The sequence below is a fragment of the Duganella sp. AC917 genome, from assembly GCF_979258245.1.
In genome coordinates this window covers 4,882,760-4,903,713 of record NZ_OZ409848.1, presented here as the reverse complement: position 1 = coordinate 4,903,713, position 20,954 = coordinate 4,882,760, and the positions used below count along the sequence as shown (strand labels likewise).

Annotated in this window: 7 protein-coding genes; 3 read left to right on the top strand and 4 right to left on the bottom strand. The window is 65.5% G+C overall.

The window, feature by feature from the left end; all coding sequences use genetic code 11:
• Positions 1-13 precede the first annotated feature (13 nt).
• Positions 14-3,226, bottom strand: coding sequence for an O-linked N-acetylglucosamine transferase family protein (locus ACZ0BA_RS21420; RefSeq protein ID WP_463453191.1), 3,213 nt, complete (start codon positions 3,224-3,226; stop codon positions 14-16).
• Between the two features lie 251 nt (positions 3,227-3,477).
• Positions 3,478-14,649 carry a beta strand repeat-containing protein gene (locus ACZ0BA_RS21415; protein ID WP_463453190.1) on the bottom strand — a complete coding sequence of 3,724 codons (11,172 nt, stop codon included), beginning with the start codon at positions 14,647-14,649 and terminating at the stop codon, positions 3,478-3,480.
• A gap of 206 nt (positions 14,650-14,855) precedes the next feature.
• Between ACZ0BA_RS21415 and nudC the strand changes: the two genes are divergently transcribed.
• Positions 14,856-15,674: an NAD(+) diphosphatase gene (gene nudC / locus ACZ0BA_RS21410; protein ID WP_463453189.1), complete on the top strand. Its 819-nt coding sequence runs from the start codon at positions 14,856-14,858 to the stop codon at positions 15,672-15,674.
• Positions 15,671-16,993: a thioredoxin family protein gene (locus tag ACZ0BA_RS21405; protein WP_463453188.1), complete on the top strand. Its 1,323-nt coding sequence runs from the start codon at positions 15,671-15,673 to the stop codon at positions 16,991-16,993. The genes nudC and ACZ0BA_RS21405 overlap by 4 nt, the downstream gene beginning before the upstream one ends.
• Positions 16,994-17,144: 151 nt before the next feature.
• On the opposite strand, the gene ACZ0BA_RS21400 is transcribed toward ACZ0BA_RS21405, so the two are convergent.
• Positions 17,145-18,869 (bottom strand): M28 family peptidase, encoded by a 1,725-nt coding sequence (locus tag ACZ0BA_RS21400; RefSeq protein ID WP_463453187.1) that lies wholly within the window; start codon positions 18,867-18,869, stop codon positions 17,145-17,147.
• 30 nt (positions 18,870-18,899) lie between these two features.
• Entirely contained in the window at positions 18,900-19,808 is a 909-nt protein-coding gene (locus ACZ0BA_RS21395; RefSeq protein ID WP_463453186.1) for a LysR family transcriptional regulator, read from the bottom strand.
• 115 nt (positions 19,809-19,923) lie between these two features.
• Between ACZ0BA_RS21395 and ACZ0BA_RS21390 the strand changes: the two genes are divergently transcribed.
• Positions 19,924-20,922 (top strand): aldo/keto reductase, encoded by a 999-nt coding sequence (locus tag ACZ0BA_RS21390; RefSeq protein WP_463453185.1) that lies wholly within the window; start codon positions 19,924-19,926, stop codon positions 20,920-20,922.
• Positions 20,923-20,954: the final 32 nt, after the last annotated feature.

Sequence of the window (20,954 nt, the reverse complement as noted above, 5' to 3'; positions counted from 1 at the left end):
GTGCGTTCCCGGTTCAGGCGGCGACTGCCGTTACGATGTACTGCCACGGCAGCGCGTCTTCGACCGCCACCACTGGATCGATGCCGCTGGCGCCGGCCATCAGGCGGATCGCCGCCAGATACTTTTCACGCGCCGGTTCGTCGACGATGCGCGCGCTGCCGCCGCTGATCTGGAAGCCGGCCTGCTGGAACATCTCCAGCATGGCGCCGCGCGTGAAGATGCGCTTGCGCGATTTCTCCAGGCCTCCCGGGCCGTAGCGCAGGTCGCCCGCGTTCATGCGCGCCTGGATGCTCCAGTGCTGGAAGTTGCGGATGGTCGCCACGATTTTGCCGCCGGGCGCGATGCTGGTGCGGATTTTCTGCAGCAGCGTCCATGGATCGTCGATCATCTCCAGCGCCTCGTCGAGCACCCAGCAATCGGCGCCGCGCACGTGGTCCCACAGGTCAGGACCGGCGTGCTCGATCTCCACGTTGAAGACGAAATCGCAGTGCGGACGGGCCGCCTGGGCCGGCGCCGGATCGGCCTCGATGCCGGTGTAGTCGACGATGGCGTTGCGTGCCTTGTAGGCCTTGGCGAAGGCGCCGTCGCGGCAATGCACCTCGACGATCTTGCGCGCCTCCGGCGGCATGAAGTGCAGCAGGTCGGTGTTGACGACTGTAGTGGCGCTGGGCAGGTCGTAGTGATAGCCCCCGGTGCGGATCACGGTGCCCTGCCAGTCATGCTTGATGAAGTTGCGCTTCGGCGGCTTGGGCGCGAAGTCCTCGCGCACCCACTCGATGCTCTCGATCAGATCATGCGCGCCGGCCTGGTGGATCGCCAGCATGGTCGAAATCATCGGCGCGCCGTGCTTGATCGGCATCGGCCATTGGCGTACAACCTCGATATTGGTCAGCATGCAGGCCGGGTGCAGGTAGCGCACGGCGCCGTCGGCGCGGTCGTAGCCTTGCTCGTTGACCGGCTGGATGGTGCCGACGCCGTACATGCCCGGACGCAGATGGCTGTGCAATGATTCGATGAAGCCGCCCTTGAGGATCTCGACGTCCGAGTCCAGGAACAGCACCTCGCCCGACAGGCCAAGATGGTTGATCGCCCAGCTCAGGCCCGGGCCGTGATGGATGTTATAGCCGAACGGGATGAACTCGACGTTCTCGAAGCCGTCGGTGATGGCGCGGATCTTCTCGGCCACGTCCGGGTTGGAGCCGTCGATGATGTAGACGCGGTTGGTGTAGAACTGGCGCAGGGTGCGCAGCAGCGCCTCGATCAGGTCCGGCGAATTGTAGGACACGCTGACGATCGGAATCTGGTCGATGCGCACCGGTTCGGCCGCCGCGGTGTGCGACGGATCGTCGGACGGGCGCACCGCGTGCTGCGGCGCCGGCATGCGCGGCGCGGCCGGCTTGGCCACCTGCTGCAGCACCGTCTCCAGGTTGCGCACGAAGCGCGGCGTATCGAACAGCGCGCAGGTCATGCGGTTGGCCACCAGCTGGCGCTTCATCGAGGCGATGCGGTTAGGATCGTTGGCCAACGCCACGGCCTTCTCTTCGTAATCGGCGAAGTTATAGGTGATCAGCTGCGGCAGGTCGACCGCGCGCAGCAGGCTGCCAGCCATGCGCGACGAGAAGGTGTGGCCGGCGCAGGTGAGCAGCGGCAGGCCGGCCCACAGCGCGTCGCTGGCGGTGGTGCCGGCGTTGAACGGGAAGGTGTCGAGGAACAGGTCGGCCACCTGGTAGCGCGCCAGGTACTCGGCCGGCACGGCGCGGCTGTTGAAGATCAGGCGGTTGCGGTCGATGCCCGCCTCCTCGGCGTAACGGTACAGGTTCTCGCGCACTTCCGGGTAATCGGCCACCAGCCACAGGACGCTGTTCGGCACGCGGCGCAGAATGTTCATCCACGTGCCGAACATGTCGGGCGTGAACTTGAAGTTGTTGTTGAACGAGCAGAAGACGAAGGCGTCGTCCGGCAGGTTGACACTGGCGCGGGTCGGCTTGGCGGCGATGGCGCGCTGGCGGTCGTTGATCTGGAAGGTGTCGGGCAGGTACAGCGGCTTCTCGGTGAAGTCCTTGGTCATCTCCGGCGTGATCAGGAATTCGTCGGCCAGCACGTAATCGACGCCGGGCAGGCCGGTGCTGCCCGGGAAACCGAGGTAGGTCAGCTGCACCGGCGCCGGGCGGAACGCCAGGATGTTCGGGCGCGCACCCAGGGTCAGGCCGTGCAGGTCGACCAGGATATCGATTTCGTGGGCGCGGATGGTGCGCGCGGCCTGTTCGTCGGTCAGCGCATCGATGCGGATGTAATGGTCCATCGCCTTGACCACGCGGGCGCGGATCGGCGAGCCGTCCTCGCGGCTCCAGCTGAAGGCATAGACCTCGAACTTGCTGCGGTCGTGCAGCTCATAGAGTTCGGCGGTCAGGATAGAGACCGCGTGCGAGCAAAAGTCCGACGACAGGTAGCCGATGCGCAGGCGGCTGTGGCCATAACCATGGGCGCCGGTCAGCGGCGCGACGGCCGCGTTGACCTTCTCGTTGACGAAGCGGCGCGCGGCGGCCAGCTGCTGGGCGGGATCGTCGGAGGCGCTCAGCATCGCCAGCGCCGAGGTGCCGTCGATCATGGTCGTGACCGAGATGTGTTCCAGCCCGCTGTAGACGGGCCACTCGCACTGCTTCTGGCGCAGGTGGACCCAATGGGTCATCACGTTGGCCTGCTGCGGATCGACGCCCAGGCTCAGGGCCAGCATCTTCTCGGCCTCGGGGTAGCGCTTGCGGATCTCCAGCAGGCGTCCCAGGTTGTTCAGCGTCTGCACGTGCAGGGTCGGATTGGTTTTGATATCCGGCTGGACGTCGGTCAGGATCGAATTCCACATCGCCAGCGCCTCGTCGGGGCGGCCGACTCTTTCGAGCAGGGTGCCAAGATTGAGGCGGGCCTCGACGAAGTTCGGATTCTGCGCGATCGCCTGGCGCAGCACGGTCTCGGCGCCGGCGTCGTCGCCGCTATTGGACAGCACCACGGCCAGGTTGAAGCAGGCCGCGTAGACCAGCGGCGACGGCGTGTGCAGGATCCAGGTCTGGTACAGGCCGATCGCGGCGGGGAGCTGGCCGCTTTCCTGCAGCACGGCGGCGGCGCCGAACAGATCGCCGATGGAAAGCGCGCCGCTGGCGGCCAGGGCCATCACATTGCCGAGCGGGCTGGTATCGGAGGGAGCGGATGCGGCGGGAGCGTGAGCGGTCATGGCTGGGCTTAGAGTTGGATCGGTCCGGCACGCGGCGAACGGCCCGCAGAGCCACAAAAAGTACGCACTATCATACCTTTTGTCGCTGGCTGCGGGGCAACTTTTGGCTCAGGAGCAAGAATGTAAAACCACCTCTGCTCGACCGATCACAACCCCCGGGGTCAAGTCTGTCATTCGGACACAGGCTCGGCCGTATCGCCTAGATACGGTTGTGAGCGTGTCCGAATGACAGACTTGACCCCGGGGTGGGGTTAGCGGTCGGGGACGCTAAACCAGCTGCTGGCGCTGTGGCCGGCCTGCTCGCGGCGGGTGTTGGTGAGCGCGCCGGCGGCGCCTTGCAGTCCCTGTCCGGCGTGGTATTGCTTGAGCGCGTCCGTCAGCGCTTGCACGCTGTTTTCGGCGCCCGCGCCGGTGGCGTTCAATGCGGCCAGCTGTTGCGTTTGTGCCGCATTGGCGGTGCCGGATGTTGCCGGATTGGCAGTGTTGAAGGCCGACAGGGCGTTGCTCAGGCCACTCACTTGCTGTTGCAGCGAGGTGTTTGGCGTTGCCGACGTTGCCTGTTTTTGCGCCAGGAACCAGACGTCGGCGCTGTCGTGCACGCTGCCGTCGGTGCTGGTGTAGCGCGACGTCAGGCCGATGACGTTGCCGTTTTGCTGCGTCAGCGCGGCGCTGGCGCCGGTGGCGATCGTGGCGATGCCCAGTTGCGCCAGGGTCTTGAGCTCGTCGGCCTGGCTGACGCCGTCCGAGTTGCCGTCGATCCACACGCGCAGGGCGCCGAACGCGTCGTCGGCATCGCTGATGCGGCCGTCGCCATTGCTGTCGAGCGCGGCCAGCGCGGCGTAGCCGTCGGCCGCTTTGGTGCCGTCGGCCAAGGTGGTGGCGCTGCCGAACAGCTCGCCGCCGTCGTTGATGACGCCGTCACCGTTGCGGTCCAGGGCCAGCAGGCCGTCCTTGCTGTCGACCCAGCCGGTGTTGACCGTTTGGCCGTCGCCGCGGATGTCGAACTGCACACCAGCCGCGATGCTGACGGTGCGCACGCCGTTGCCGTCCAGATCCAGCACCAGCGGCGTGGCGTAGTTGACCGACGCGGCGTTGAGCGCCATCGTTTGCGTGACCGACATTGCCGCCACCTGGGCGCCGGTGAAGGCGTCCGCTTGCGCGATGCTGAGCGCGGTCAGGTTGGTGGTCGTCAGCGACGGGACCTGCCCGGCCGTGAACGCGGCGATCTGGTCGGTGGTGAAGACCTGCAACTGGCTCGCCTTGAGGCCCGCCACTTGCGTGTTGGTCAGTCCGGCGATCTGCGTGGTCGACAGGTAGCCGATCTGCGTGACCGTCAGCGAGCCGAGCTGGCTGGTGCTCCAGGCCGCCAACTGCGTCGGCGTGAAGGCGTTGATCTGGTCGATCGTCAGCGCGGCGATCTGGGCGTTCTTGAGCGCGCCCATTTGCAACGTCGTCAGCGCTGCGGACTGGGTGCCGGTCAGCGCGTTGAGTTGCGTCGACGTCAGCGTCTGGATTTGCGCCGTGGTCAGCGATTGCAGCTGGCTGGTGCCGAAAGCGGCGACCTGGTCGACCGTCAGCGCGGTGACCTGGCTCAGCTTGATGCTGGCGACCTGGTCCGTGGTGAGGGCCTGGATCTGGCCGTTCGACAGCGCCGACAGCTGCGTGGTGTTGAGGTAACCGATCTGCGCGGTACGCAGGGCGCTGATCTGGCTGGTGCTCATGGCAAACAACTGGTCGGCGGTCATCGCGCCGAGCTGGGCGCTGGTGAGCGCCTGCACCTGGGCCGTGTTCAGGCCCGGCAGTTGCGTGACGTCGAGGCTGGCAACCTGCAAGGTACCCAGCGCGGCGACGCTGGCCGTGACGAGCGCGCCGATCTGGTTGGTCGACAGCGCGACCACGGCGCTGACGCTGAGCGCGGCCGCTTGCGCGGTGCCCAACGCGGCGATCTGGTCGGTGCTGAAGGCGGTGATCTGGCCACCGTCGATGGCGGCGACCTGCGCCGTCTTCAGGCCGCGCACCTGGCTGGTGGTCAGCGCCACCGTCTGGTCGCTGCTCAGGCCGATGAACTGGCCGGCGGTCAACGCGGCGACGTCCTGGGTGTCGAGCGCGGCGACCTGACCGGTGCTGAGCGCGGCCAACTGGTCGGCGGTCAGCCACTGCATTTGGGCGGTGGACAGGCCGGTCATTTGCGCCGTGGCCAGCGCGGCGATCTGATCTGTGCTCAGGCTGCTGGCTTGGGCGGTGGTCATTGCGGCGATCTGGATGGTGCCCAGCGCACGGATCTGGTCGGTGGTCAGCGCCAGCAGGTTATCGACGGTCAGGCCGTAGGCCAACTGCGCGGTGCTCAGCGCGGCGATATGGGCGATGTCGAGCCCGGCCACCTGTGCCGTTTGCAGGCCGTTGGACAGCTGGATGGTGCTGAAGGCGGCCAGTTGCGCCAGGGTCAGCGAGTTGAGCTGTCCGGCGGACAGCGCCGCAAGCTGCACTGTGTTGATGGCGGTGATCTGGCGCGTGCTCAGCACGACCAGGTCGTCCGTTTCCAGTGCAACGATCTGGTCCGCAGTCAAGGCGTTCACTTGTTGCGTGGTCAAGGTCGATGCTTGCGCAGTGCTCAGCGCGACGATCTGGTCGGTCGTCAGCGCCTGCACCTGGCTGCTGCTCAGGACGGCCGTCTGCGCGGTGCGCAGCGCCACGAGCTGGTCGGTCGTCAAGGCGGCGATGCGGTCGCTGCCGACGCCATACACCAGTTGCGCGGTGGTCAGGGCGCTGACGTGGCCGGCATCCAGTGCGGCCAGTTGGGCTGTGCTCAGGCCGTTGCTGATTTGGCTGGTGGTCAGTGTTGCCAGCTCGGCTGTGGTCAGGCCGTTGAGCTGGTCGCTGTTGAGCACGCTGATCTGGTCGCTGGTCAGCGCGGTCATCTGGCGCGTTGTGAAGGACGACAGGTCGGCCGTTTCCAGCGCGGCAACTTGCGCGGTGGTCAGCGCGGCCACTTGCTGCGTGGTCAGGGTCGACGCTTGCGCCGTGCTCAGCGCGACGATCTGGTCGCTGGTCAACGCCTGCACCTGGCTGCTGTTCAGAACGGACGTTTGCGCGGTGCGTAATGCTGCGAACTGGTCGGTCGTCAGCGCGGCAATGCTGTCGCTGCTCAGACCATACACGAGCTGTGCGGTCGTCAGCGAACTGATGTGGTCCGCGTCCAGTGTCACCAATTGCGCCGTGCTCAGACCGTTGCTGATCTGGCTGGTTGTCAACGCCGCCAGCTCGGCCGTGCTCAGACCGTTGAGCTGGTCGCTGCTGAGTACGCTGATCTGGTCGCTGGTCAACGCGACCATCTGACGCGTGGTGAAGGACGACAGGTCGGCCGTTTCCAGCGCGGCAACCTGCGTGGTTGTCAGCGCGGCCACTTGCTGCGTGGTCAGCGCCGACGCTTGCGCCGTGCTCAGCGCGACGATGTGGTCGGTGCTCAACGCCTGCACCTGGCTGCTGTTCAGCACGGACGTTTGCGCAGTGCGCAAGGCTACGATCTGATCGGTCGCCAGCGCGGCGATGCTGTCGCTGCTCAAGCCGTACACGAGTTGCGCGGTGGTCAGGGAGCTGATGTGGTCCGCGTCCAGTGTTACCAATTGCGCCGTGCTCAGGCCGTTGCTGATCTGGCTGGTGGTCAACGCCGCCAGCTCGGCCGTGCTCAGGCCGTTGAGCTGGTCGCTGTTGAGTACGCCGATCTGGTCGCTGGTCAACGCGACCATCTGGCGCGTGGTGAAGGATGACAGGTCGGCCGTTTCCAGTGCGGCAACTTGCGTGGTCGTCAGTGCCGCCACTTGCTGCGTGGTCAGAGTCGACGCTTGCGCTGTGCTCAGCGCGACTATCTGGTCAGTGGTCAGTGCCTGCACCTGGCTGCTGTTGAGCACGGACGTTTGCGCGGTGCGCAATGCGGCGAGCTGGTCGGTCGTCAGGGCGCTGATGCTCTCGCTGCTCAGGCCATATACGAGCTGCGCGGTGGTCAGCGAGCTGACGTGGTCGGCGTCAAGCGCGACCAGTTGCGCCGTGCTCAGACCGTTACTGATCTGGCTGGTCGTCAGGGAAGCCAGTTGTGCCGTGGCAAGTCCGTTAAGCTGATCGCTGTTCAGCACGCCAACCTGGTCGCTGGTCAAGGCGACGATCTGGCGCGTGGTGAAGGATGACAGGTCTGCCGTTTCCAGCGCGGCGACCTGGTTGGTCGTCAGCGCCGCCACCTGCCTGGTGGCCAGCGATGCCGCCTGTTCCGTGGTCAATGCTGCGATCTGGTCGGTATTGAGGCCGGCGGCGATCTGGTCGGTGGTCAGCGCGGCGATCTGTGTGGTCGCCAGGGATGCGACCTGGTCGGTCAGCAGCGCCTGCAGCTGGTTCGTGCCGAGCACGGTCACTTGCGCGGTGGACAACGCGGCCAGGTCGGCCGTTTCCAGCGCTGCCATCTGGTCGCTGACCAGCGCGGTCAGCTGGGTGCTGCCGAGCGCGCGGACTTGTGCGGTGGTCAGGGCGACGATCTGGTCGGTGCTCAGCGCGGCAAATTGCGTGGCCTGCAGATTCTTGATCGCACCGGTGTTGATCGCGGCGAACTGGTCGGTGTTGAGCGCGGCCAACTGGGCGGTGCTCAGCGATGGCAGTTGGACCGAGGTCAGCACCGCCACATGGGCGGTTTCGAGCAGGCTCAATTGCAGGGTCGTCAGCGCGCCCAGCAGTTGCGTGGTCAGGCCGGTGACAGCGCTGGTGGAGAGCGCGTTGAGCTGGTCGGCCGTCAGCGCGCCGATCTGGTTGGTGTTGAAGGCGGCCAGTTGGTTGCTGTGTAGCGCGACAAAGTCCATCGTGCTGAGTGCGGCGACCTGGTCGGTGCTGAGCACGCTGATCTGCGACGTGCCCAGGACGCCGACCTGCGCCGTGCCCAGTGCCATGATCTGGTCGGTGTTCAAGGCGGCGATCTGGGCGGTGCTCAGGCCGCCGATTTGCGCGGTGCCCAGGGTACTAACCAGGTCGGTTGTCAGCGCGGCGACGTTGGCGGTCGTCAAAGCGGCGATTTGCGCCGTCTTGAGCACGGCGAAGTCTGCCGTCTCCAGCGCGTTGAGCTGGTCGCTGCCGAGCGCGGCCAGTTGCGCGGTGCTCAGCGCGGCAGTCTGCTGGCTGTTTAGCGCGACGATCTGGTCGGTTGTGATTGCGCCGAACTGGGCGGTATTGAGCGCGCCCAGTTGCGTGCTCGACAAGGTGGCGAAGTTGTCGGTGCTGATGGCGGCGATCTGGTCGCTGCCGAGCACGCCCAACTGGCGCGTGCTCAGGTTGTCCATCTGCAATGTGGTCAGCGCGGCGATCTGGTCCGTGGTGAGCGAGCGCGCCTGCGCCGAGCTCAGCGAATCGAGCTGGACGGTGGTCAGGTTTTGCAACTGGTCGACGGTCAGCGCGGTCAGCTGCACGGTGGTCAGCGCTTGCAGCTGCGCGGTTTTGAGCGCCTGCAGGTCGTCGGTGGCGATCGCCCGCACCTGGTCGGTGCCGAGCGCGATAAGCTGGTTGCTGGTCAGCGCGGCGACTTGGGCGGTGGTCAGGTTGTCGATCTGCGTCAGGCCCAGCTGGCTGACTTGCACGGTGCTCAGCGCGGCGATCTGATTACTGACCAGTGCGGCCAAGTCTTCCAGCTCCATCGCGTTCAGCTGAGCGGTGGTCAAGGCGGCGATCTGGGCGGTGGCCAGCTGTGCGAATTGCCGCGTTGTCAGCTGAATGATCTGGTCGTTGCTGAGCGCTTGGAGCTGCGCCGTCGTCAGGGCGTTGAGTTGCGCAGAAGCGAGACTCTGCAACTGGTCGGCCAGCAGCGCGTTGAGCTGGTCGGTGGCCAGCGCGGCGATCTGCGTGGTTTTGAGCGCGATCAACTCGTCGGTGGTCAGCGCCTGGATTTGTGTCGTGGTCAGCGACAGCAACTGGTTGCTGCTCAGCGCCTGGGTTTGTGCGCTGGTCAGCGCGGCGATGCGGTCCAAGGTCAGCGACTGGATCTGGTCGGTGCCCAGCGCGGCGATCTGCGCGGTTTTGAACGCGGCCAGGTCTTCCAGCTCGATGGCGCCCAGTTGCTGCGTGCTGAGGGTGGCCACTTGCGCGGTCGCCAGTTGCGCGAACTGTTGCGTGGTCAGCTGAATGATCTGGTCGGCGGTCAGCGAGCGCAGCTGTGCGCTGGACAAGGCGTTGAGCTGGCCCGAGCCCAAGGCCTGCACCTGGTCGATGAGCAGGGCGGTGATCTGGTTGCTGCTGAGCGCGGCGATTTGCACGGTCTTGAGCGAGATCACTTCGGCCGTGGTCAACGCTTGCATTTGATCGGTAGTCAGCGCGGCGATCTGCGCGGTCGCCAAGCTGCCGAGCTGCGCGGTGGTGAACGACATGATCTGGTCGCTGGTCAGCTGAGCGACGCGTTCGGTGCTCAGCGCGGCAAGTTGCGTGACGGTCAGCCGGGCCAGATCTTCCAGCTCGATCGCGCGCAGTTGATCGCTGCTCAACACGGCAACGCCGGCGGTGCTGATGCTGCCGATCTGGCGCGTGGTCAGCGCCACGATCTGGTCGGTGCTCAAGGCGGCGATCTGGGCGCTGCCGAGGCCGGCGATCTGGTTCTGGGTCAGCGCCTGGATCTGGTCGGTGCTCAGGTTGCTCAGGCCGCCGATCGCGGTCAATTGCGCGGCGCTCAGGGCGGCAAAGTCTTCCGAGCTGAGCGCGTGGATCTGGTCCGAGTTCAGCGACGATAGCTGGCTGGTCGACATCGATGCGACCTGGGTGCTGGTCAGCGCGGTGACCTGGTCGGTGCTCAGCAGCGCGACGTGGGCGGTGTTGAACGCGGCGATTTGCGCGGTCTTGAGGACCGTGATTTCGGCGGTGTTGAGGGCGGTCAGTTGGCCGCTGGTCAGGCTGGCGATCTGGCCCGTGGCCAGCGCGGCGACCTGCTGCGTGGTCAGCGAAGTGATCTGCGAGGTCAGCAGACTCTGGAATTGCGAGGTGCTCAGCGAAGCCAGCTGCGCGGCGGTCATGCCTTGCAGCTGGTCGGTGGAAATTGCGCCGAACTGGGCGCTGTTAAACGCCAGCAATTGCGCGGTGCGCAACGCGGCCAAATCGCGCGTTTCCAGCGCGGCGATCTGGTCGGTGATCAGCGCTGCAACTTGCTGGCTGGTCAGGTTGGCCACTTGCGTGACGCTCAGGCCGGCGATCTGGTCGCTGTTGAGCAGCACGAACTGGGCGGTGCTCAACGCCGCCACTTGCTGGGTCTTGAACGCGGCCAGGTCCTGGGTTTCCAGCACGGCCAGTTGGCCGGCGGTCAGCGCGTTCACCTGGGCCGTCGTCAGATTGCCTGCTTGCAGCGTGTTCAATGCAACGATCTGGTCGGTGCCGAGCGCGCGGAACTGGTCGCTGGTGAGCACCGCCATCTGGGCGGCGGTCAGCGAGCGGAACTGGTCGTCGGTCAGCGCGCTGACTTGGGCTGTCGTCAATGCCTGCACTTGCGCGGTCCTCAGCGCGGCGATGTCGCCGGTAGCGAAGGTTTGCAGCTGGTCGGTGCCGAGGGCGACAAGCTGGCCCGTGCTCAATCCGGCCACCTGCACGCTGGTCAGCGCGGCTGCCTGCGCGGTGCCGAGGTTGGCGAAAAGGCTGGTGCCGAGCGCTGCGAGTTGCACCGTTCTGAGGGCGGCGAAGTCCTGGCTTTCCAGCGCGTTCAGCTGGTTGCTGCCGAGGGCGGCGACTTGTTGCGTGGACAAGCCGGCGATTTGTACGGTTGTCAGCGCGATCAACTGGTCGCTGTTGAAGGCGGCGATCTGTGCCGTTTTGACGGCGGCTATTTGCGCGGTTTTCATCAGTGCCAGCACGTCTGCACCCAGGGCCAGCAATTGCTCGCTGCTCAGCAAGGCTACTTGCGTGGTGGACAAGCTGGTCACCTGCGCCGTGCCCAGCGCGGCGATTTGCGTGCTGTTCAGCGATTGCAACTGCGCGCTGGACAGACCGTTCAGCTGGGCGCTGGTGAGCGCCTGCATCTGGCCGGCGGTCAGCGCGTTCAGGTTGACGGTGCTCAATCCCGCCAGTTGCGCGGTGCGCAGCGCGGCCAGGTCGTGGGTTTCCATCGCGGCGATCTGGGCGCTGTCGAGCGCCTGCAGCTGGCGGGTGCTCAGGTTGGCGACCTGGGTGCTGGTCAGCGCGACGATCTGGTCGGTGCTCAGCATGCTGATCTGATCGGTGCCGAGCGCGGCCAGTTGAATGGTCCTCAACGCGGCCAGGTCGGCCGTCTCAAGCGCGAGCAACTGGTTGGTCGACAACACGGCAAGCTGCGCGGTGCCCAGGTTGCTAGCTTGCGCCGTGGTCAGCGCGGCGACCTGGTCGGTCGTCATGGCCGCTAGTTGCTTGCTGGTCAACGCCGCGATTTGCTGGGTTTTCAGCGCTTGCAGCTGGTCGGTGGTCAGGGCCGCTACGCTGGACGTGCCGAGGCCAATGACCTGTTGCGTCTTGAGCGCGACCAGGTCCTGGGTTTCCATTGCCACCAGCTGGGCGGTCGACAGCAAGGCCAGCTGTTGCGTGGACAGCGCACCCGTTTGCGACGTGGTCAGCGCGACAATCTGGTCGGTGGTGACGGCGCCGAACTGGCCGGCGCTCAGCGCGTTGATTTGCGACGATTTAAGCGCCGCCCAGTCGGCCGTGGTCAGCACGGCCACTTGCGCGGTCAGCAGGTAGCCGATCTGGGCGGTGCTGAAGGCGTTCACTTGGGCCGTGGTCAGCGCGCCCAATTGGGCCGAGCTGAGCACCTGAACCTGATCCGAGCTCAGTTGCGCGATTTGCGTGGTTTTCAGCGCCGCGACCTGGTTGGTGGTCAAGGTGGCGATGGCTTTGGTGCCCAGGCTGAGCAGCTGGCTGGTCTTGAGCGCGGCGAAGTCCTGCGTTTCCATTGCGGCCAACTGCGCGGTGGTGAGCGCTTGCAACTGGGCGGCGGTCAGCGCGCCGGCTTGCGCGGTCGTCAGCGCGACGATCAGATCGGTATTCAGCGCGGCCACCTGCGCCGGCGTCAGCGCGGCGACCTGCGCGGTCCGCAGCGCGGCGAAATCGACCGTTTGCAGCGCGTTGATCTGGTCGGTCGACAGGGCCGCAATGGCGCGCGTGCTGAGCGCGGCGGTCTGGGCGGTCGTGAGCGCGACGATCTGGTCGGTCGTCAGCGCGGCAAGCTGGCCGTTGGTGAAGTTGCTCAGCTGGGTGCTGGCCAGCGCGGCCAACTGGGTGGTCGTCAAGGCGGCCACCGCGTTGCTCGACAGCGCGGCCGCTTGTTGCGACTTGAGCGCCACCAGGTCCTGCGTTTCCATCGCGGCGATCTGATCGCTGTTGAGCGTGGCGATATGCTGGGTCAGCAGCGATGCCGCCTGCAGCGACGTCAGTCCCGCGACCTGTTGCGTCGTGAGCGCGGCGAACTGTGCGGTGCCAATCGCGGCGATCTGGCTGGTTTTCATCACCGCCAGATCGCGCGTTTCGATGGCGGCGACCTGGTCGCTGTTGAGCGCGCCGATCTGGCGGCTGGTCAGCGCGGCGCCCTGGCCGGTGGTCAGGCCGACGATCTGGTCAGTGCCTAGCGCGGCGATTTGCTGGGTCGACAGCGCGGCAAGCTGGGCGGTGGTCAGCGCGGCGACCAGCGCGGTGTTCAGCGCGGCGATATTGGCTGTGCTGAGACCGGCCAGCTGCTGCGTGCGCAGCGCGGCCAGGTCCTGCGTTTCCATGGCGTTCAGCTGGTCGCTCGACAAGGCCGACAGTTGCAGCGAGCTCAGCGCGCTGGCTTGCGCGGTTTTCAGCGCGACAATCTGGTCGGTGCCAAGCGCGGCGATCAGATTGGTGCCCATCGCGGCAAGCTGCTGGGTCTTGAGCGAGGCGAAATTGGCCGTGCTGAGCGCGCTCAGCTGCAAGGTCGAGAGCACCGCCATGTTCTGCGTGCTCAGCCCGTTGGCCTGGGCCGTGCCCAGCGTGGCGATCTGTGCCGTGTCCAGCGCGGCGATCTGCGCGGATTTCAGCGCGGCAATCTGCGTCGTGGTCAGCGCGGCAACCTGGTTGGTTCCGAGCGCGGCGATGCCCTCGCTGGACATCGCGGCGATCTGCTGGGTGCGCAGCGCGGCCAGGTCCTGGGTTTCCAGCGCGGCAAGCAACGCCGTCCCCAGCGACGCCATTTGCGCCGTGGTCAGTCCGGCCGCTTGCGCGGTGGTCAACGCGGCCATCTGGTCGACGGTCAGTGCGTTCAGTTGCGCCGTCGTCAAAGCGGCGACCTGCGCCGTTTTCATCGCGGCGATGTCGCGCGTCTCGATCGCGGCGACCTGCTCCGAGCTGAGCACGGTGATTTGCGTGGTGGTCAGCGCGGCCACTTGCTGCGTGCTCAGCGCGGCGATCTGGTCGGTGCTCAGGCCCCGCAACTGGCCGCTGCGCATTGCGGCGACCTGGGTGGTCGTCAGCGCGGCGATCTGATCGGTGCTGAGGACGCTGGTGGTGGCGGTGCCAAGCGCGTTCAGTTGCTGGCTCCTGAGGGCGGCGAAGTCCTGGGTTTCCATCGCGGCCAGCTGGGCGCTGCTCATCTGGCCCAGTTGCAGCGTGGTCAGCGCGGCGGTTTGCGCCGTCGTCAGCGCGACGATCTGATCGGTGCTGAGCGCGGCGAATTGCCTGGTGGTCAGCGCGGCGATCTGCGCGGTTTTGAGCGCGGCGAAGCCGGCCGTGCCGAGCGCGGCCAACTGTTCGCTGGCGAGGGCGCCGATTTGCACGGTCGACAGGCTGCTGCTTTGCGCGGTGCGCAGCGCGGCGATCTGGTCGGTGGTCAGCGCGCCGAGCGCGGCGGTGCCGAGCGAGACCAGTTGCTGCGTGGTCATCGCGCTGATGTCGTCGGTTTCGATGCTGGCCAGCTGGCTGTTGCTCAGCGCGGCCAGCTGGCGGGTCTGCAGCGCGGCGGTCTGGCTGGAGGTCAACGCGACGATCTGCGCGGTGCCAAGCGCGCGCAGTTGCGCCGTGTTCAGCGCCACCACCTGGCGGGTTTGCAGCGCGGCGATGTCGTCGGCCTCGACCAGCGCAATCTGCGCGGTCGTCAGCGCGGCGACCTGGACCGTGGCGAGCGCGGCGAACTGGTCGCTGGTCAAGCCATGGACCAGCTGATCGTTGGTCAGGTTGATCATTTGCCCGGTCGTCAGTGCCTGGATCTGCCTGGTGGTGAAGCCCTGGCCGATCTGGTCGGTGCTGAGGGCACGCAGATTCTGCGTCGATAGCGCCCGTAACTGGTTGGTACCGAACGCGGCCAATTGCGACGTCAACAGCACGGTCATGTGCGTTGTGGTGAGCAATGCAATTTCCGCAGTCGTCAACAAGGCGATCTGGTTGGGTTGCAGGCTGACGAGTTGGTCGGTGGTGAATCCAGGTACTATCGATGGCATAATTTATCTCCTGACGGAAATATATCTTACCGGCAATTACCTTGATTGAGTGAAAAGACGTCTAAAAGGCGCGTAAATCTTTGTTTAAAAACAAGGGGTTAATATTGCCTGTCTCATCAGCTTGTCAACAAGGCGGGCCGTGCAAAAGAAGCAAATAAGAAACACTGTAAGATAAGGGTTCGCGCGTAACCTTTAACCTTCCCTCTATGCTGCTGACGCCCGCCACATTTATTCCATTGATCAACCCCGAACAGCACGATCGTGCGCTGACGTTCGTGTTCCATCGCGGAGAGTTGCTATTAAACAACGCCACGTTGGGCTTGCCGGACCCCGACAAGGTCGCCGCGCTCGATCTGCCGGCCGAACGCGTGCATGCCTTGGGTACGTGGGAAGGGCGTTATTATCAGCTGGCCTGGCTCGACCAGCCGTTGCCGGTGGACGCCGAGCACGGCTACCACGGCTTGCGCTCGCTGTTCGGCGCTGTCGACGATGGGTTTCTGGGGCTGGCCGGCAGGGCGTTCCAGCTGGCCGAATGGGCGCGCACGCATCGCTTTTGCGGCGCCTGCGGCACGCCGACGCAGCGGCTCGACGGCGAGCGCTGCTATAAATGTTTGAACTGCGGCATGACCGCCTATCCGCGCATCTCGCCGGCGATGATGGTGCTGATCCGCAAGGGCGACTCGGTGCTGCTGGCGATGCACGCCAAGTCGCCGGCCAAGCGCTACACGGCGCTGGCCGGCTTCCTGGAGGCGGGCGAATCGATCGAGGAAGCCGTCCACCGCGAGGTGTTCGAGGAGGTCGGGCTGCGGGTGCACAACCTGCAATACTTCGGCAGCCAGTCGTGGCCGTTCCCGCATTCGCTGATGATCGCTTACACCGCCGATTATCTGGAGGGCGAAATCCGCGTCGATCAGAACGAGATCGCCGACGCCCGCTGGTTCGGTCCGGATGATGCGTGGCCCGAATCGCCGGTGACCGTGTCGATCGCGGCCAAATTATTGAATGCCCACCGTCCAAAAGCATGAGCATCGCATGGAATGAAGTCGGGCAAGCCGGCGAACTGGAGGCCGCCTTCGCGCTGGCGCGCTCGCAGCAGCGTCCGCTGTTCCTGTACTGGGGCGCGGTGTGGTGTCCGCCGTGCAACCGCGTCAAGGCCGAGATCTTTGCGCGCGACGAGTTCATCCGGCGTTCGGCGTCGGTGGTGTGCTGCCACCTCGACGGCGACACTGCCGGCGCCCAGGCGCTGGCCGCGCGCTACGGGCTGCGCAGCTATCCGACGCTGGTGCTGTTCGCGCCCGACGGCAATGAGATCACGCGCCTGCCATGCGAGCTCGATGGCGAACTGTTCGTTGCCGCTTTCGACACGGCGTTGGCCGTGCATGCGTCCGGTTCCAGCGCCGTCGTTGCTTTGGAGGCCGCGTTGTCCGGCGCGCGCAAGCTCGTCGCGAACGAGTGGTCGTTGCTGAGCCACTATTCCTGGGATACCGACGAAGGCCGGCTGCTGGGCGGGCTGGATTTGGCGGAGACCCTGCTGGCGCTGGTGCGCGCGTGTGACGATGCCGACGCCGCCGCGCGGCTGGCTTTGCATGCGCAGCTGGCCACCGCCGGCAAGGGCGTCGATGCGGCGGCCAATGCCGATGCGTTGATGGCGATTTTTTCGGACCCGCAGTTGGCACGCGCCAACATGGATATTCTCGGCAACAGCGGCATCAACCTGATCAAGTTCGCCAGCCGGCGCGAGGAACTGGCCGCCGTGCTCAGCGGTGCGGCCGCGCAATGGGCCGACGATTTCTGGCTCGGTGCGCCGGATCGCTTGACGGCGGTGCGGCTGCAAATGCGGCTGTCGCGTTTGCTGACATCGACGCAGGGTTTGCAGCAGCAGGTGCTGGAGCGTGTGGAGACGGCGCTGGCCGAATCGACCGATCCCTATGAGCGACACACCTTGGTCAACACGGCGATCAGCGCGCTGAACGATGCGGGACTGGCGGCGCACGCGGAGCAGGTGTTGCTGGCGGAGTTGCCGCGCTCCCACTCGCCCTACTATTTCATGTTGAGTCTGGCGACGGGCGCCAAGCGGCGCGGCGACATGCTAGCCGCGCTCGACTGGTATCAAAAGGCATGGAACGCGGCGGTCGGTCCGGCGACGCGCTTGCAGTGGGGCGTGACGTACCTGAATAGCCTGATGGAGTTGTCGCTGCAAGACGCGCTGCGCATCGACCAAGCCGAACAAGGCCTGCGGGCCGATATCGCGGCGGCCGGTCCAGACGCCTTCGAACAACGTAATCTGGCGCAGCTACAAAAACTGCGCGATGAGAAATGGGTCGCACGGCGCAGGAACGGATAATCCGCCCGACGCGCTTGCACGATTTTTCGCGGTTATTGATTGGAAAGTTCCCAGGGTCAGTTCCGACATTCGGACATTACGGAACTTCCGCAGTTCCAGAAAGTGCCTAAAATATTTTGGTTTGTCCGAATGTCGGAACTGACCCCGGGTTCTAACGGGAGCCTGGCTTGCGGCGGAACTCGGCGTTCGGTTTCCATTGCGGCATGTCCTTGTTCTGCGCGATGCGGTAACCGGTCTGGAACAGCAGGGCGATGTCTTCCACGGCGCCGCGCGTGTCCCACTTGGGATCGACCACGTCGTTGACCGTATGGTATTGCTGCGCACTGTAGCGCAGCAATTTTTCGCGGCCGTATCCGGCCGGCTTGCCGATGAAGTCGAGGCTGTCGCTGAGGTGCACAACCGGCACCCCGGCCTTGGCGAATTCGATCTGGTCGCCACGGTAGAAATTGCCATATTCGCCGTTGCTGTCCGGCCGCACGGCGCGGCCCTGGCTGCGCGCCACGTTGACCACCACGTCATCGGCCGTCGATTGCCCCATGCCGCGCAACTCCACCGTGCGCGTGCGGCCCCAGACGTTCATGCCCTGCAAGTTGATGTTGACCAGCGTCTTGTCGATCGGATACAGCGGGTTGCGCGTGTAGTATTTGGCGCCCAGCTGGCCGCGCTCCTTGCCCGTGGTCGCCAGAAACACGATGGTGCGCTTGGGCGCGACCGGCAACGCCTTGTAGGCCTTGGCGATCTCCAGCAGGGTGGCCACGCCGGCGGCGTTGTCGAGCGCGCCGTGGAAAATCTGCTGCGTGCGCGGGCCGGGCAGGGTGTCATCGATGCCGAAGTGGTCCCAGTGCGCGCTGTAGACGATGACTTCGTTCTTGAGCTGCGGGTCGGAGCCGGCGATCCTGGCCACGACGTTGTGCGAAGGAACTTCGCGCCACGCGTTCAGTTCGCTCACCTTGAGCTTGACGCCCAGCGGCACCGGCTTGAAGTCGCGCGACAGCGCCTGCTGCTTCAGCACGTCGAAGTCGAAGCCACCGGCTTTGAAGACGTCGCGCGCGCGGTCGCCCTGCAACCAGCCGGGCACGGCCGGAAAGTCCGGGTCCGGCGCCTTGTCGAAAATCGCGAAGTTTTCGCGGCTCCAGGTGTTGCGCACGACCTCGTACGGGTAGGCGGCCGGCTTGGCTTCGTGCACGATCAGCGCGCCGTCCGCGCCCATTTTGGCGGCCATTTCATATTTGTAGGCCCAGCGCCCGTAGTAGGTCATCGCCGCGCCGCCGAACACGGCCGGGTCCAGCCGCTTGGGCTGCTTGGGGTCCGGCAGCGGCGGGTCGTTGATCAGCACGACCATGGTCTTGCCTTTCAGGTCGACGCCCTTGTAGTCGTCCCAGCGATATTCCGGCGCCTGCACGCCATAGCCCACGAAGACCAGCTCGGAGTCGGTGACGTCGATCTGCCGTTCGGCGCGCGCCGACCAGGCCACGTAATCGTCGCCGAAGATCAGCTGCGTGCTGACGCCGTCCTTGCCGGTGTAGCTCATCGTCGGGTGGCTGGAGATGGCCACCGTCGGCACCCGTTGCAGATAAGTGCCGTCCGGGTTGCCCGGCTCCAGGCCCAGCTTTTTGAACTGTTGCTGCAGGTACTCGATGGTGAGCTGTTCGCCACGCGTGCCCGGCGCGCGTCCCTCGAACTCGTCCGACGAGAGCGCGGTGACGTGCTCGAGCCAGCTGCCGGCGTCGATCTGGCGCTGCGCGGCGTGCAGCATCTTTGCCGGCGACGGCGCCGCTGCGGCTTTGGCCGTGGCCGTGCCGGGCGCATGGGGCGTGGCCGCCAGGCTGGCGCACGAATAACTAGCCAGCAACGCCGTCGACAGGAGCAGTTTCATGAAAATAACTTTTGTTAAGGGACGATAGCCTCATTCTGACACATTTTGTTGCTCGATGACACTAATTAACCAATCCACAAATAATCTCACCCGTGGCGACAGGTGGCGGTTGTGCGAATAGACGATATTGAGCGGCATCGGCGCGGGCCGCCAGGCCGTCAGCACTTGCTCCAGCGCGCCCGATGCGAGCAGCGGACCGATGCTCTGACCCGGCACCTGGATCAGGCCCAGTCCGGCCACGCAGGCGGCGATATACGCCTCGGTGCCGTTGACGGAGACCCGGCTGCGCATCGCCAGGGTGCGCTCGGCGCCGTCGCTGTCGACGTATTGCCAGTCCATGTCGCGCCCGGTCTGGCTGGAGAAAAAATTGACGGCGTAATGGTGTTGTAAATCGTCTAGTGTGCGCGGCCGGCCGTGACGTTCAAGATAGGCTGGCGAGGCCAGGTTGACCTGTTCCAGGTTGCCGATGCGCCGCGCCACCAGCGTGGAGTCGCGCAAGGTGCCGCCGCGCACGGCGCAGTCGATGCCTTCGCCGACCAGATCGGCAAAACGGTCGCCGGAGCCGAGCCGCACCTGTATCCCGGGATGGCGCGCGATAAATTCGGGCAGCGCCGGAATGACGACCAGGTGCGCCAGGCGCTCGGGCAGCTCGACCCGCACTGCGCCGCTGAGCAGGCGGCCGTCGCCGGCAAACAGGCCGTTCATGTCCTCCAGGTCGTTGAGCAGGGCCGTGCAGCGTTCCAGATATTGCGCGCCCTCGGCCGTGAGGCTGACCTTGCGCGTGGTGCGCTGGAGCAATCGCACGCCCAGTTGCTGCTCGATCGCCTGCACGGCGTTGGTGACGGTCGGCTTGGGCAGATTGAGCCGCTCGGCCGCCTGCGTGAAACTCTTGCAGTCGGCCACCGCGCGGAAGATCTGCATCACCTTGAACTGATCCATGATTGTTATGTATTTTCGAATGAAGTAATGGATTCGCGCATATTTATTATCTCGATCGATAATAGCATAATGACTTCTCCGCTTCCTTCTCACTTACTCTCTCTGGAGCTTCATCATGCAAACACGCAAACTCGGCCGCACTGGCCCGCAAGTCTCGCAACTGGGCCTGGGATTGATGGGCATGTCCGACCTGTACGGTCCGGCGGATCGCGCCGAAAGCCTGGCCACCATTCATGCCGCGCTGGACGCCGGCGTCACCCTGCTCGACACCGGCGATTTCTACGGCATGGGCCACAACGAATTGCTGCTGGGCGAGGCGCTGCGGGCGGCCGGCCGCGACAACGTCAACATCAGCGTCAAGTTCGGCGCGATGCGCGATCCTGCCGGCAACTGGATCGGCTACGACGCCCGGCCGGCGGCCGTGAAGAACTTTGCCGCCTACAGCCTCAAGCGGCTGGGGGTGGAGCATATCGATATCTACCGTCCGGCGCGGCTGGATCCGACGGTGCCGATCGAGGAGACCGTCGGCGCCATCGCCGAGCTGGTCAAGGCGGGCCGGGTGCGCCACATCGGGCTGTCGGAAGTGGGCAGCGAGACCTTGCGCCGCGCCCACGCCGTGCATCCCATCTCGGATCTGCAAATCGAATATTCGATGATTTCGCGCGGCCTTGAGGATGGCATCCTGCAAACCTGCCGCGAGCTGGGCATCGGCATCACCGCCTATGGCGTGCTGTCGCGCGGCCTGATCAGTGGACACTGGAGCAAGCAACGCGCCGGCGAAGCCGATTTCCGTGGTTTGGCCAGCCCGCGCTTCCAGGGCGAGAACCTTGACCACAACCTGGGGCTGGTGGAAAAAGTGCGCGCCATCGCCGACGAGCTGGGCGTGTCGGTGGCGCAAGTGGCGATCGCCTGGGTGGCGGCGCAGGGCGAGGACATCGTTCCGCTGGTGGGCGCCCGTACCCGGGCCCGCCTGACGGAGGCGCTGGGGGCGAACGCCGTTCAACTGTCGGCAGCCGATCTGGCGCGGCTGGAGCAGGCGGTGCCCGCCGATGCGGCCGCCGGCGATCGCTACAACGCCCATTCCACCTCTGTGCTCGACAGCGAAAAAGGCTGAAAACGCTGTCAAATCGGATAATCGGATGGATT